Genomic DNA, 13443 nt, shown 5'->3' on the forward strand with positions numbered 1-13443 from the left:
CCACCTTTTCTCATTAGCGGGAGATACTGAAGTGGCGATAGGGACAGTGAAGTGGTTTAATGCAACCAAGGGGTACGGATTTATCCAGCCGGACGGCGGCGGCAAGGATGTTTTCGTGCACATTTCAGCTGTTGAGAAGGCCGGTCTGAGCAGCCTCAATGAGGGTGCCAAAGTGAGCTATGAAGAAATGAGCAACCGGGGCAAAACGTCCGCGGAAAATCTAAGAGTCGGGTGAACTCAAGCCCGCTGGTTCATGCCGGCGGGCTTTGTTCTGGCGAATTGCCCGCAGGCTCACGTGACCGACGGTTGCGTGCGCTATGCTCGGTCATCGCTTTCACTGCCTCGTTCTCGTCGGCGCAAAAAGCAATGCTTTGCCGATCCGCAAACACGAGCCATTGATGATGGCCAACTTCCGTGATGACGTATTCGGTCATTCCGCCCTCCGGCGAGTAAATACACCTTAGGACAGCAGCCTTGCTGCTTTGTTAACCACAATCCGCCACGATCCTCGTGACCTTCTGGTGGTCACGCGTATTGAGTAGAGCCGTCGCTGGGAATACCTGCGACGGCTTTTTTGCAGGAGAGTCGATGGATTTTCAGGCTTTCACGAATGACAGCCTCACCATGATGTACGCTGCCGTCCGTGGTGCTTTGGCTGCCGATGACGCGGCTGAACGCCAGGGCGGCGAACCCAGGTTCAAGGTCCGCGATACGCCAGAGTGGAAGAAACACGCAGCGGACCTGGAATCCGAAATGCTTAGACGGGGCATGCTATTCGAGGTCATCGATTGGGCTGATGGACAAGGATCCCTGCCGCTTTAGCATTTCCGGGTCGCGGGGCATGTGGCTCCCAATGTATCCGGCACCTCCGGTGATAAGGATCGCCATTGCTATCGCCTTAGGGAGACCTGATTTGAAACTTCGGAACAAAGTTCCCTTCAGGCGTGTTATGAAAGCCCATGCCAAGGAGGTGCGCTGGGGGTTCGTTCCCGATTAAGCGATTTGCTGGGTGTCGCCTGATGTGATGCAGGCGGCGGTGTCGGCCGATGGCAGAACCGTCTGCGTCTCGATCCGCCGCTCGAAACTCCTCGTGCAGCCGCTCGATCGCATTGGTGATAGTAGCGATGTGGCGATCCCGCCGCGCGAATTCCCACCACATTTCCGGGCGGCATCAGCGTTGTCATGCAACCAGTTAAGGACAATGCATGGCGCTTGAACAGGTGGATGGCGACGGCTCTGAATTTGCGCGGCCGAAACTCGGCCTCGCATTTGCTGCTCGTCATGCGGAGACGTTGCTCGTGCTCCTTGTGCTGGGCGTGGCCTTGGTCATCGGGCTTGCGACCGCCGCGGATTACGGGGTGTCAACTGACGAATTCAATACGGACGATTACGGCCCAAAGTCGCTTGCCTGGTACGCGAGCGCCTTTGGGGACCGGTCTCAGTTCGAGACGGTCGAAGAGTATCTGTGGATGTATGGACCGTGGTTTCAGATGCTCGTCGCGGCCGTGCAGTCGCTTGAGCTCGCGAACCCGATCACGGTCCGGCACGCCATCACCTTCCTGTTCGGCCTCGCTGGGCTCGCCGCCGTCGTGCCGATAGCACGGCTCACGGTCGGGTACTGGGCTGGGTTGACGGCGCTCGCCCTGTGCCTGCTGACCGGCTACCTGTACGGCAACCTGTTCTTCGCCCCGATCGACGTGCCGTTCCTGTTCACCATGAGCTGGTCGACGCTCTCGATCGTCCTGATGGTGCGGCAGGAGGTGCCGAGCTGGCATCTGACACTTGCGACGGGCCTTGCCACTGGCCTCGCCATTGCGACGCGCACCGGCGGGGTGATCACGCACGCCTACCTCGTCGGTGGCATGAGCCTGTGCGCGCTCGAGGCGCTGCTGCGCCATGGTCGTGCGGGTTATGGCCAGTTGCGCCAGATCGCCTTGCATACGCTGCTCGTCATCCTCGTCGCCTGGCTGACGGCGATTGCGCTCTGGCCGTGGTTGCAGACTGGACATCCGCTCATGCAATTCCTCGAGGCCTATCGGCACTTTGCCACGCTCGACACCTCGTTCGAATTCCAGAACTGGGGCCGGCGCACGTTCACCGATAAACTGCCCGCCTGGTACATCCCCGGACAGCTCGTGGCGCGTTTGCCCGAGGGCTTTTTGGCGTTGCTGTTGCTCGGCATGGCGGTCTGGATCAGTGCTGCAGGGTCGTGGACGCGCGCCGCCATCGGCGCCCTGCGTCGGTCCGGCATCGTGGGACTGCGACCAGTCGCGGCCGAGCTCGCAGGATCGCGCGCGGTGCTGGTCGTCGGTGTGGCGGCGTTCGGGCCCATCGGGGTGCTCATCCTGCAGGGCTCGACGCTCTATGACGGTGTCCGCCACGTATTGTTCGTGATCCCAATGCTCGCGATCGTGGCCGCGCGCGGGCTGACGAGCCTCTTGCCCTTCTTGCGACGCCTCCCGATTGTGCCCGCGGTCCTTGGGGTCGCGCACATGGCCGTCATCGTGGTGACGCTCGTCATCCTGCATCCGCTCGAATACATCGCAATGAACAGTCTGGCAGGCGGCGTCGCCGGCGCTTACGGCCGGTTCGACCTCGACTATTGGAGCATGGCGGCTCCCGAGGCGCTGCGCCGCCTCGAGCGTCGAATTGACGCCGAAGGCCGGTTCGCGGGCGATCCACCGCGCGTGCTGGTCTGCCTGGGCTGGCGCGAGCAACTGGCCGGCGTGATGTTCCGTCGCAACTGGATTGCCGAAACCGATCTGCATAAGGCCGACTACCTGATCGCCACCGAGCGCTGGCCTTGTGCCGAGGGCACGTTGGCCGTACTGGTTGATGAGGTCACGCGATTTGGTCGCCCGTTCGCCCAGATCTACGCCAATCGTCGCGGGCTCGGCGAGTGACGCCAACTCCGGGCGCGACTTGACAATGGCATCTACTTCTTCGCCTGCAATTCGATCGGGGGCGCCTCGGCCTTTCGGCCCAACATGACCGGACGACGTTTTCGCGGCGGGCCTGCCTCACGCCGGCTCTCCTTGGCGCGATCGATCGCGACGGCGCGCGCCAGCCGCGTGATCATATCGAGCTGGAGCCGCAACTTGAGATGCAAGTTGAGCATGATGAGCAGGCTGATCACGACCCAAATGTAGACGATGAGGTCGGAGCCGCGGCCGATTCCCACGAAGGCCGCAAGCGCGGTGGCATGCTCCGGCATCCAGACGAAGTACAGGCCGGCGAGCGCAGCGCCGCTCGCGAGCAGGCCGATGATCGGCACCGTCCGATGCGCCGACCAGGCATAGACCAGAACCAACGCCAGAAAGGCCGTAAGCAACAGCTGCGCGATCATCGGTAGAGCCTCCGCGCAAATAGATCGATCAGGATGGCCAGCGCATCGGTGATGCGTTGACCCTTGCCCAGCGAATAGGCGCTGTACTCGATGTTCACCGGCACCTCGACAAAGCGCAGGCGGCTCTGCGCGATCTGGTGCAGGATCTCGGACGCGTGCGCCATTCGGTTCTGTCGCAAGCAGATCGCGCGGGCGCCGCGCGCGGTTATCGCCCGTAGTCCATTGTGGGTATCGGTGACCGGCAGTCCGGTGCTCGCACGCGTGAACCAAAGCGCCGTGCTGAGCAGGATGCGGCGCGACGCCGGCAGATTTGCCGTCGCGCCGGTGAGAAAGCGGCTGCCGAGCGCGAAATCGATGCCGGGCTGCTCGATCGCCGCGAGCAGCGCCGCGATGGCCATGGGGGAATGCTGGCCGTCGGCGTCGAACGTGACGAGCGCATCCGCACGCTGCTCGAGGGCGTAGTCGATGCCGGTCTGCAGCGCGGCGCCCTGTCCGAGGTTGACCGGATGCCGGACGACGACCGCGCCTGCGAGCAACGCGACGTCGCCGGTCCGGTCACTGGAGCCGTCATCGACCACGACGACCGCGTATCCGGCGCGGCGAATGCCGGACACGACGCTGCCGATCAACGGCGCTTCATTGTACGCCGCGACAACGACCCAGGGATTGCGAATCCGTCCGGTCATGTCTCATCAACCCACAACAAGAACAAACCACACAAAAGCCGCAGGCGATCACCGCGATTCCAACCAGGAGACGCGCCGCCAGCAATGCGATCTGGCCGAGGTTGAGGCGCTCTGTCATGGGGGGCTCGTATCCGGACATGGTGGCGCCTTGCTCAAGACCACGCGCATCGCGTCGAACAGGTTCACTGGAATGGCGAACCGGTTGCCGGTCGGGCTGGCCGCGATCTTGCGGCCGAGCATGCGACCGACCTGGAAGGCGATCAGCGAGAACGGCACGAATTTCCAAGGGTAATCGGAACTCTCGACGCGAAAGCCGACCGAATGGGCCAGAGACGCGATGCTGGCGCGATTGAAGAACCACAGATGCTGCGGAGGCGTCATCAGGCGCCAGTGCGGGCCGGTCGACCGCGCCGCCAAGGAACCGAAGTCTCCGGTCGTCAGCACGATGATCCCGTCCGGCCGGAGATGGTCCGCGAGCAGCGCGAGGGCTTCCTGCGGGTCGGGCAGATGCTCGATGACGTCGAGGAGGACGATAACATCCAGGGTGCCAAGCGACTTGAGAGTCGCTTCGCTCAGCAGGCCACAGATGACGTTCAAGCCGAGATCGCCAGCATGGGCAGCAGCCGACTCCGCCGGCTCGATGCCGCTCACCTCAAATCCCGCGCGGCGGGCTTCATCGAGAAAGAAGCCGTAGGCGCAACCGATCTCGAGCAGGCAACCCTGTGGCTTGCGGTGCTGGATGAACTCGACCGTGCGGGCGAACTCGCGCCGTAGCACGGGTTCGGCGCCGCGATAGTCGGCGTAGCCGTCGGACTGACGGCCGGAAAAGTAGCCATCGTCATAGTAGGCGAGGGGCTCGAAGCTCGATGCTTCGGTGCGTCCCAGTCCGCACTCCCGACACTGAAAGATGTCGCAACCGTTCTTGATGTAAAGGAACCGATGTGGCGTCGCCCGACTGCACGCGGGACACTGAAGCGTCAGCGCAGTTCGGTCGTTTCGCATCAGCACATGCGTCCCCCAAGGGCGTTTCTTCAGTCCGAAAAACGCCTCCGATGCCGAACTGTTCCGCTTGGCGAACGGCCACGGGGTCGCAGGCTGCTTTGTCTGGGCTTCGTATTGACCCCTTTTCGGCGTCCAACCGTGACCCCAGTCAGAGTCTGGTTAGGTGCAACGCGGAGGCAACCTTGGACGCCGATTGGAGGTCAGAGCGCGCCGATTTACACTCGCTCACGACGACTTCGGTCACCGCCAACCTCCTGTTCGACCACATCGCTATCGAAATTGCCTGGATCACCAGAGGCATTGGTCCTCCTGCGCTTGCGGACCGGGTTCGATCTTGAATTTGTAGGATTCTCCATTCGCCCGGACGTAAGCCCGGTCACAAGCGCACCTCATCCCCGATTGGATCGCCCGCGGGCTGGCCAAGGCGGTGGACGCGACTCCGCGTACGCGCCCAACTACCCTTGTGGTTGAACCAAATGAGCTGGCATTTAACTACCTAGCTACCGTCTGACCGCTGCGCGCGCCGCGGTTCTCCTGCGCTGCAAAGGGATCGCAGATCGCAACCCCGAGCCCGGACGACACCACCCGCACATGGTATTGAACTTGTTTGGTGAGCGCGGAGGGACTCGAACCCTCGACCCCATGATTAAAAGTCACGTGCTCTACCACCTGAGCTACGCGCTCACTCGCCGCGCTGTGTAGGGGGCGGGCCCCTGCGGGTCAATAGTGCCGGCGCGACAAAAGCGGCACTCGCGCAACTCGAATTTTCCTTGTGCCCGTGACGCTTAGCAAGGCTTGTTGAAGCGGACGCCTGTTCATCCACCGTCAGTTCGCCTCGCGGCGGATTTCCGACGCAACCGGCTGGGACTGGCTGCCGACCGCCGGCAGCCTGACCGGGCGCAGCCCGATCAGTTCCGCCGTCCGCACCGCGCTCTTGCGCCAGAAGGCGAAGGAATTGATACGGGAGTTCTCCAGCACCGCGATCGCAACCGCCGCGAGGAACGGCAGGCTTTGCAGCACCAGCACGCCCGCGAAGATGTAGATCTCGCGCACCTGTTTGTAGCCGTTCGTCACGACCAGCACCGTGGCGCCGACCAGCAGCAGCACGCCGATCACGGCCTCCCAGAATGCCTGGAATTCGATCGACATCCGCGACAACCCGCCTTTGGAGGTCCGGGCGAAGGCGAGATGCTCGGTGATCAGGCCCTGGGCCACCGCGCGCGACACCGTCCATTGCACGCTCATGGCCGCGATCATGGCGCCCAGCATCTGGCCGGCCTTGATCTTCACCCGCAGGCGATAGAGCGCGATGAAATGCACCAGCGAGACGATGAAGGAGGCGATGATCGGCAGCGTCAGGATCTTGTCGGGGATGGCGATATCCGCAAACGCCACGATCGGCACCCAGATCAGGTTGAGGATCGCGACCACCACGCCCAGGCTTTCGGCCCCTAACCAGTTCAGCCAGCCCAGCGAAAATTCGCGGCGCTGGTCCGGTGTCAGCCGGCTCGCGCCGGGCATGAAGCGCCGCCAGTGCTTCTTGACGATCTGGAAGCCGCCATAAGCCCAGCGGTGGCGCTGCTTCTTGAACGCTTCGTAGGTGTCGGGCAGGAGGCCCTCGCCATAGCGGACATTGGTGTAGTGCGTCAGCCAGCCCTGCTGCTGGATGGTCAGCCCGAGATCGGTATCCTCGCAGATGGTGTCGCTGGACCAGCCGCCAGCCATGTCCATCGCGGAACGGCGGAGCAGGCACATCGTACCGTGCACGATGATGGCGTTACATTCGTTGCGCTGGACCATGCCGATGTCGAAGAACCCGGCATATTCGCCGTTCATGATGTAGTGCATCAGCGAGCGGTCGCCGTCGCGATGCTCCTGCGGCGCCTGCACCAGGCCGACGCGCGGGTCGGCGAACACAGGAACCAGATCCTTCAGCCAGTCGGGATGCACGACATAGTCAGCGTCGATGATGCCGATGATTTCGGCGTCCGCCGCGGTCCGCTCCATGGCGATGCGGAGCGCACCGGCCTTGAAGCCCTTGACCTTCTCGGCGTTGATGAACTTGAAGCGCTCACCAAGCGCGCGGCAGTGGTCTTGAATCGGCTGCCAGAACTCCGGATCGGGCGTGTTGTTGATGATGCAGACGCATTCGAAGTTCGGATAGTCGAGCCGCGACACCGCATCGAGCGTCTGCTTGAGCATCTCGACCGGCTCGAAATAGGCGGGAATGTGGATCGAGACTTTCGGAAAGGCGATGGCGTCGCCGATGGTCGCCGGCGGCATCTGCTCGGCGCTCTTGCCAACCAGCCGGCGCGGACCGCGGCCGAAGGCAACCGCTGCGATTTCGTCGATGCGCGCCATCGCGATCAGGACCAGCGGCACCAGCAGGATCAGGCCAAGCGTCAGCGCAAACGCCGAGCCGAGCACGAAATAGTGCCCGGCCCAGTAGGCGAACACGGTGGAAGCCCAGGCGCCGACGCCGTTCGCGGCGGCCGAAAGCACCAGGGCCTGCATGATTTTCGGCTGCTCGAGCCGCAGGATCGGCAGCGACATCAGGATGCCGACCAGGAGCGCGATCGCCGCCAGCTTCCAGTAGTTCTCGTTCACGATCGGGCCGGTCCACGAGAATTTCGGTTCGCGGGACGCATCGAGAATGCCCCAATAGGGTCCGACGCCACCTTCGAAGAATTTCCAGGGCTGATCGATCGCCTCGACGATGTTGTAGTCCATGCCGATGGCTTCGGCGCGGGTGACGAAACTGCGCAGCACCGAGGCCTGCTGGAACTGTCCGGGCACGGCGTCCCTTAAATTATATCCGGCGCTCGGCCAGCCGAACTCGGCGATCACGATCCGCTTGCCGGGGAACTGTTCGCGCAAGAGCCGATACATCGCGACCGCCTGGTCCACCGCCTGCTTGTCGGTGAAGTTTTCCCAGTAGGGAAGAACGTGTGCGGCGATGAAATCGGCGGAGTTGGCGAGCTGCGGATGGTCACGCCAGATGTTCCAGATTTCGCCCGTCGTCACCGGAACATTGACGGATTTCTTGACCCGCTGAATTAGCTTGGCGAGCCGATAGACGTTGTTTTGCGCAACCGTCCATTTCAACGCTTCGGCCCGCTTGTCCTCAGGCTGCGCTTCCGCATCCCGAACCCGCTGGTTTTCGTCGCTAAGTATCCGCGCGGCATCCGCGGGGTCGAGCCCGGTTCCGGGCACCGGCCCGAGGTTCTCGAGGGGGACTTGTTCACCGCGGTAGACGGTTTCGTTTCCGACCACCACCCCGATGACGTTACTGTTGCGCCGCGCGAGACTGATGACAGCTTCGATCTCGCGATTGTTGCGGTTGCTGTCCTTGTCGATCCACGCGCCGACCGTGACCTTCATGCCGAATTCGGCGGCAATCGGAGGCACCAGTTCGTTGCCTTCCGTCGAGGAGTACAGGCGGACCGCTCGCGCAAGCGTGGACAGTTTCTTCAGATCGGCGCGAACCTTCTCTGAGTCGGCGGCGAGGTCAGTGACGATGTGACCCGGTTCGAACGGCGCGTAAGAAAGGCTCGGCAGAATGCCGCGGAAGTCGGGCGCCGGCTGCTTCTCCTGGAACAGGCCCCACAGCCCGGCGTGAGCTGCAGTCACAAACAGCAGAACGGCGACGACGGCACGCATCGGGGGCTAAACCATACGGGGCTGCAATTTAAGGGAAGCGAACCCGTCCCCTGGGTTCGACCGACATGGCGGCATCATAAGGATAGTCCTGCCCCGCGATTTCACAACTGGTATGACGCCATGACTTTTTTTAAGGACGGCGCTTTTTTAAGGACGGCGTTTTAAGAGCGCGGCCGGGCAACGCCGGAAAATTAGGATCGTTCCGCTGAACGTACCCTGAATGCCGCGCGGCTATTTCGCCGGCGGGGCAGGGCTGGCGCCGGGGGCCGGCGAGGGCGAAGCGGCCGGCGCCGGCGTGGCGTTGCCGGCGGTCGCAGCGCCCGCTGGCGCCGGGCCAGCCGCCGCGGCGGCCTGGGGCTGGGCGCCCGGATTGATCCAGCAGACGTGGATGCGGCTGGAGAGGGTTTCCGCGACTTTGGGGTCGATCTGGCCGCCGAAGCGGGTCAGGCAGCGGAAGGTGGCCTGGACATGGCCGCCCGGGCAGCCAAACCGGTCATAGAGGTCGAGGTGCCGGAAGGCGGTATCGAGGTCATCAAGCCACATCAGGCGTACGACGCGGCGGCCGAGCCAGACGCATTCGGGGTTGCCGGCCGGGCCGTTAATGGCCTGCGACGCCTCGACGAATTCGTCGGCCTTGCGCTGGTTGTCCTTGTTGACGTCGGCGACGTTCGGGGCCGGCGGCTTGCCGGACTGATCCTGGGGCGCCGGGCTGCCGCTCTGGGCAAACGCCCCCGCCGATCCGATCAGGAGGGCCAGGCCGGCAGCGGCGAAGCGCCTCAAAACCGCAACTCTTGGATCAAGCAACCGTCGACGCATACATTCCCCGATGAGTTTCCTGCCGCGAGCGGCTGGTGTGATGTCTGGCTTGTTGCCGCCCAAATTCGTCCCCAATGCGGCGGACATATCAGGCGATTCACATGCCGGGTATTTCAGATTTTGTCCAGCAAAGTCACAACTTTATCGGGGCGCTGGTAAAACTGCCGCAGGGGATGAGGCGCAATAGGCCCATCGGGCATCTTGGCAGAACGCCAATGGTCGGGTAATCGACGGTCCCCGCCCGGAGGATGGAACCGATTTCTCTTCGTACGCCGCTGGCGCTTCTCCTTTCATCGCTCGGCATGATCGCGGCCCTTTGGTGGTGGCTGGCTACGCCGATTACGCTTGTGCGTGCCCCGATTGATCCCACCGCAAAGCTGCAATGCGTTTCCTACGCGCCGTTCCGCGGCGCGCAGACGCCGCTGATACCGACCACGCAAATCCCCCCCGAACAGATCGCGCAGGATCTGGCGCAGCTCGCCAGGATCACCGACTGCGTGCGGACCTATTCGATCGAGAACGGGCTCGACCAGGTTCCGGCGCTGGCCGCCAAGGTGGGGCTGAAGGTGATCCAGGGGATCTGGCTCTCGAGCAACCGGATCAAGAACCTCGCCCAGATTTCGGTTGCGATCGAGCTGACCAAGGAACATCCGGATGTCATCACCGCGCTGGTGGTCGGCAACGAGGTGCTGCTGCGCGGAGAGATGACGACGTCGGATCTCGCGGCCCATATCCGCTCGGTCAAGTCGCGGGTCACCGTGCCGGTCACCTATGCCGATGTCTGGGAATTCTGGCTGCGCAACCGTGAAGTCTATGACGCCGTCGACTTCGTCACGATCCACATCCTGCCTTACTGGGAAGACATGCCGGTGCGCGCGAAACACGCCGCCGGCCATGTCGACGACATCCGCAAGCGGATGGCGGTGGCGTTTCCGGGCAAGGAAATCCTGATCGGCGAAACCGGCTGGCCGAGTGCCGGGCGGATGCGCGAGGGCGCGCTGCCGTCGCGCACCAACCAGGCGCGCGTCGTGTCCGAAATCCTCGATCTCGCCAAGCGCGAAAAGTTTCGGGTCAATTTGATCGAGGCCTACGACCAGCCGTGGAAGCGCCAGCTCGAAGGCACCGTCGGCGGCTATTGGGGCATGATCGATGACGCGCAGCGCGCGGTGAAATATCCGCCTGGCGAGCCGATCAGCAATTATCCGTTCTGGAAACTGCAGATGGGATGCGGGATGGCGCTCAGCGCCTTCGTCTTCCTGGCGGGCTGGCTGACGCTGCGACGGCGGCCGTGGAAGCCGCGGCTGTCCGCGTGGATCGCGGTCGGGACGTCGGCGACGACAGCCGGCATGCTGCTCGGGGTCGCCGCCGACAAGATGTATTACGAAAGCTACGGCGTTGGCGGCTGGCTGCAATGGGGTGCGCTGCTGGCGGCCGCCATTGCCTCACCGTTGCTGTGCGCGAACGCCGCGATGTCGGGGCGGCCGCTGCCGACATTCCTCGAACTGTTCGGACCGCGCGACATCAGGACCAAATCGGTGCTGTCGGCGCTGTTGGGTTTCGTGGTTGGTCGTCACCACGCTGATCGCAGCCGAAACCGCGCTCGGCTTTGCGTTCGATCCGCGCTACCGCGATTTTCCGTTCGCTTCGCTGACCATGGCGGTGGTGCCGTTCGCGGCCTTGATGCTGCTCAACCGGCCGAAAGAGGGCGTGCGCCCGATCGCCGAATCCGCTTTCGCCGGTTTGCTGGTCGCAGCCGCGCTGTTCACCGGCTTCAACGAGGGCAACCAGAACTGGCAGTCGATGTGGACCTGCGCGGTCTATCTCTTGCTGGCGCTCACGCTGTGGCGGGCGCGGGCCGAGCAAATCCCAAAATAAGCAGGCCGATCGCAAGTCCCGACAGCACGATATTGTAGAGCACGATCCCCAATCCCGCCGCGATCAGCCCGCCGGTCAACAGCACGATCGACGGCCGCATCACGTGAAGTGTCGCAATGATCAGCGCGACGATGCCGAAGACCGAATTCTTGAACAAATAGGTGGCGAGCGTCCGCGACTTGCAAAGCATGGTCTGCAGGCCGGCGTCACAGGCGAGCGCAACGGGTGAGAGCTCGACCGCGAGATAGCGCAGGTAAAGCGCGTAACCGACGGTGACGAAGCCGACCACCAACAGGAATTGCACTTGGTAGGGCGTGAGCCGGAACGGGGATTTTTTCATGGGGGCAATATGGTCGGGATTGGCGGCCGGGACAAGCGTTCGCCAATGGCGGCAAGGCGTGTCAAAAATTCGGCGTAACGCGCTGTAGTCAAAAGATTATTGTGAATTTTTCCGGCTGAAGAAGGACGACAATGTCGTCTGTGTTGTCGTCTGCGTCGCCGCAGGCGGCGGGTCCGGCTTCTTCGGCGCCTCCTCGACGACCGCCGCCGCCCGCTTGGCGATGCTGCGACGGCGCGGCATCGGCTTGGCGGCCGTGGGCGGCGGATCATCCGGCTTCAGCGACAGCCGCTGGCCGTCGAAAATCGCAGTCTCGCAGGGCCGTTTGTTTTCGGTCAGGATAGCGCAGATCCTGGCGGCGGCGCCGGCGTCGTTCAAGGGACCGGCCACCAGGCGAAGCTGCATGCCGAGCCCGCCGGTCGCTTCCTTGATGACGATGATCGGACGCAACGCCGCCAGCGGGGCGTTCGATCTCGATTTCAACAGCCCGAGCCACAACGCGCGCAGGCCGTTCACCGAATTGGCGCTGCCAAGATCGACCCCGAACTCGGTTCGCCGCAGCGAGACTTTTGGCGCGGTGTCATCGTCGGCTTCCGCATCGGTCGCCGATGGCGCCGCCGCCACGACGTCAGGGATCGGGCTCGCGATCACGGGGTTTGGCGCCTTGCCCGGCTCGATCAGCTTGCCGGCGGCGGGATCGGGCGGGGCCATCATCGACTGCGACGCCATCAGCGGCGTGGCGGGCGAAGGTTTTGCGGGCTCCGGCTTGACGGCGTCCGCTTTTGCCGCCTCGACCTTTGCCGCTTCCAGCTTGGCGCTCTCCGCTTTGGCTGCGTCGGTCTTCGCGGTGTCCTTTGCGGCGGAGTAAACCGCAGCCGGGGCGGGCTCTGTGGTGGCGGCAGTGGACTTGTCCGTGGCGGTCGCCGTGGCCGGGGCAGTTGCTACCGGCGCGACGGTTGGCGACGGCTGCGGGCTTTGGGCGGCGGCCGGCGGTTCCTGATTTGCAACCGGCGGCGAAGCCGCAGCGGGACCCTGCCGGGCGATGGCCCCGGTGACGGAGTCGAGCCCCTGTTCCAGGCTGGTGACGCGGGAATACAGCCGGTCGCGATCGCCATTGAGCGTATCGATGGCGGCGGCAAGCCGCCGCGCCTCGTTCTGGGTTTCCCTGGCGACCAGCTGGATCTGCTGCGCCTGCCGGGTCAGATCGGCGGCGGCGACCTGTTCCCGCTTCAATCCGAGCGACGACTGGCTGGCCATCACGGCCAGAATCACCGCAGCCGTCGCGCCGGCGCCCCAGGATCCGAGCCGCCACAGCGCGCGGCGGTCAAGTTCGTCCTCGTCGGCCAACAGGTTGCCCAGCACGCCACCGGTGTCATCCGCCTCGAAGTCCGCGAGATGGTCTGGTTTCCTGGCCAAGCGCCCCTGGCCCTCCTCAAGGCCCTGCCGAATCACAGGGCAAACATTAACAGGAAAAGCGCCGCCCACTTGAATCCGGACCTTTTCGGGGCGGCGAATCGGTTTGATCTCCGGGGGAAAACAATTAAAGACGGCCGGCGGCATCCGCCTGATACGTTTCGTCATGGCCGGGCTTGTCCCGGCCATCCACGTCTTTCTTGCTCAATGGGAAAAAGACGTGGATGCCCGGCTCAAGGCCGGGCATGACGAGCCAACCGAAAGTGCCCGATTTCATCGGCTGCTTTTTGAGTCAGACTCTGAGGACC

At 63.6% G+C, this 13443-nt stretch carries 12 protein-coding genes, 1 tRNA gene and 1 pseudogene; 4 read left to right on the forward strand and 10 right to left on the reverse strand.

Annotation, left to right across the window (positions count from 1 at the left end):
• Window positions 1-31: 31 nt before the first annotated feature.
• A complete protein-coding gene (locus tag V1293_RS04520; RefSeq protein ID WP_192738421.1) occupies window positions 32-235 on the forward strand; it encodes a cold-shock protein in 204 nt (67 codons plus the stop codon).
• 16 nt (window positions 236-251) lie between these two features.
• On the opposite strand, the gene V1293_RS04525 is transcribed toward V1293_RS04520, so the two are convergent.
• Window positions 252-434: a hypothetical protein gene (locus tag V1293_RS04525; RefSeq protein ID WP_334507063.1), complete on the reverse strand. Its 183-nt coding sequence runs from the start codon at window positions 432-434 to the stop codon at window positions 252-254.
• Window positions 435-588: 154 nt separating this feature from the next.
• On the opposite strand from V1293_RS04525, the gene V1293_RS04530 reads away from it, so the two are divergent.
• Together V1293_RS04530 and V1293_RS04535 are read left to right on the forward strand one after the other, a co-directional pair.
• Window positions 589-822 carry a hypothetical protein gene (locus V1293_RS04530; protein ID WP_334507065.1) on the forward strand — a complete coding sequence of 78 codons (234 nt, stop codon included), beginning with the start codon at window positions 589-591 and terminating at the stop codon, window positions 820-822.
• A 383-nt stretch (window positions 823-1205) separates the two neighbouring features.
• Window positions 1206-2903: a hypothetical protein gene (locus tag V1293_RS04535; protein WP_334507067.1), complete on the forward strand. Its 1698-nt coding sequence runs from the start codon at window positions 1206-1208 to the stop codon at window positions 2901-2903.
• Window positions 2904-2935: 32 nt separating this feature from the next.
• Here the strand turns inward: V1293_RS04535 and V1293_RS04540 are convergent, their stop codons facing one another.
• From V1293_RS04540 to V1293_RS04565, 6 genes are all read right to left on the reverse strand, one after another.
• On the reverse strand, window positions 2936-3346 hold the full coding sequence (locus V1293_RS04540) for a DUF2304 domain-containing protein (protein ID WP_334507069.1): 411 nt from the start codon (window positions 3344-3346) through the stop codon (window positions 2936-2938).
• Window positions 3343-4032, reverse strand: coding sequence for a glycosyltransferase family 2 protein (locus V1293_RS04545; protein WP_334507071.1), 690 nt, complete (start codon window positions 4030-4032; stop codon window positions 3343-3345). Before V1293_RS04545 ends, V1293_RS04540 begins: the two co-directional genes overlap by 4 nt.
• 114 nt (window positions 4033-4146) lie before the next feature.
• Entirely contained in the window at window positions 4147-5034 is an 888-nt protein-coding gene (locus V1293_RS04550) for a class I SAM-dependent methyltransferase (protein WP_334507073.1), read from the reverse strand.
• Window positions 5035-5642: 608 nt separating this feature from the next.
• A tRNA-Lys gene (locus V1293_RS04555) sits at window positions 5643-5718 on the reverse strand.
• Between the two features lie 141 nt (window positions 5719-5859).
• Window positions 5860-8694 carry a glycosyltransferase gene (locus V1293_RS04560; protein WP_334507075.1) on the reverse strand — a complete coding sequence of 945 codons (2835 nt, stop codon included), beginning with the start codon at window positions 8692-8694 and terminating at the stop codon, window positions 5860-5862.
• 231 nt (window positions 8695-8925) lie between these two features.
• Window positions 8926-9510, reverse strand: a complete 585-nt coding sequence (locus V1293_RS04565; RefSeq protein ID WP_334507077.1) for a beta-1-3, beta-1-6-glucan biosynthesis protein — start codon at window positions 9508-9510, stop codon at window positions 8926-8928.
• 248 nt (window positions 9511-9758) lie between these two features.
• Here V1293_RS04565 and V1293_RS04570 point away from each other — a divergent pair.
• Window positions 9759-11385 (forward strand): annotated as a pseudogene (locus V1293_RS04570) (glycoside hydrolase family 17 protein).
• Here the strand turns inward: V1293_RS04570 and V1293_RS04575 are convergent.
• From V1293_RS04575 to V1293_RS04585, 3 genes are all read right to left on the reverse strand, one after another.
• On the reverse strand, window positions 11345-11725 hold the full coding sequence (locus tag V1293_RS04575) for a hypothetical protein (protein ID WP_334507079.1): 381 nt from the start codon (window positions 11723-11725) through the stop codon (window positions 11345-11347). The pseudogene V1293_RS04570 and the gene V1293_RS04575 overlap by 41 nt on opposite strands.
• Before the next feature lie 96 nt (window positions 11726-11821).
• The gene (locus tag V1293_RS04580; protein WP_334507081.1) at window positions 11822-13138 is read right to left on the reverse strand and encodes a hypothetical protein; all 1317 of its coding nucleotides are present in this window, start codon (window positions 13136-13138) and stop codon (window positions 11822-11824) included.
• 124 nt (window positions 13139-13262) lie between these two features.
• Complete coding sequence (locus tag V1293_RS04585; protein WP_334507083.1) at window positions 13263-13412, reverse strand: hypothetical protein; 150 nt, start codon at window positions 13410-13412, stop codon at window positions 13263-13265.
• Window positions 13413-13443: the final 31 nt, after the last annotated feature.

This window comes from Bradyrhizobium sp. AZCC 1693 (genome assembly GCF_036924745.1).
Classification (GTDB): Bacteria; Pseudomonadota; Alphaproteobacteria; order Rhizobiales; family Xanthobacteraceae; genus Bradyrhizobium.

Coding starts and splice junctions, on each gene's coding strand:
- V1293_RS04525 (WP_334507063.1), bottom strand. CDS start 434: ATGACCGAATACGTCATCACGGAAGTTGGCCATCATCAATGGCTCGTG.
- V1293_RS04530 (WP_334507065.1), top strand. CDS start 589: ATGGATTTTCAGGCTTTCACGAATGACAGCCTCACCATGATGTACGCT.
- V1293_RS04535 (WP_334507067.1), top strand. CDS start 1,206: ATGGCGCTTGAACAGGTGGATGGCGACGGCTCTGAATTTGCGCGGCCG.
- V1293_RS04540 (WP_334507069.1), bottom strand. CDS start 3,346: ATGATCGCGCAGCTGTTGCTTACGGCCTTTCTGGCGTTGGTTCTGGTC.
- V1293_RS04545 (WP_334507071.1), bottom strand. CDS start 4,032: ATGACCGGACGGATTCGCAATCCCTGGGTCGTTGTCGCGGCGTACAAT.
- V1293_RS04550 (WP_334507073.1), bottom strand. CDS start 5,034: ATGCGAAACGACCGAACTGCGCTGACGCTTCAGTGTCCCGCGTGCAGT.
- V1293_RS04560 (WP_334507075.1), bottom strand. CDS start 8,694: ATGCGTGCCGTCGTCGCCGTTCTGCTGTTTGTGACTGCAGCTCACGCC.
- V1293_RS04565 (WP_334507077.1), bottom strand. CDS start 9,510: ATGCGTCGACGGTTGCTTGATCCAAGAGTTGCGGTTTTGAGGCGCTTC.
- V1293_RS04575 (WP_334507079.1), bottom strand. CDS start 11,725: ATGAAAAAATCCCCGTTCCGGCTCACGCCCTACCAAGTGCAATTCCTG.
- V1293_RS04585 (WP_334507083.1), bottom strand. CDS start 13,412: ATGAAATCGGGCACTTTCGGTTGGCTCGTCATGCCCGGCCTTGAGCCG.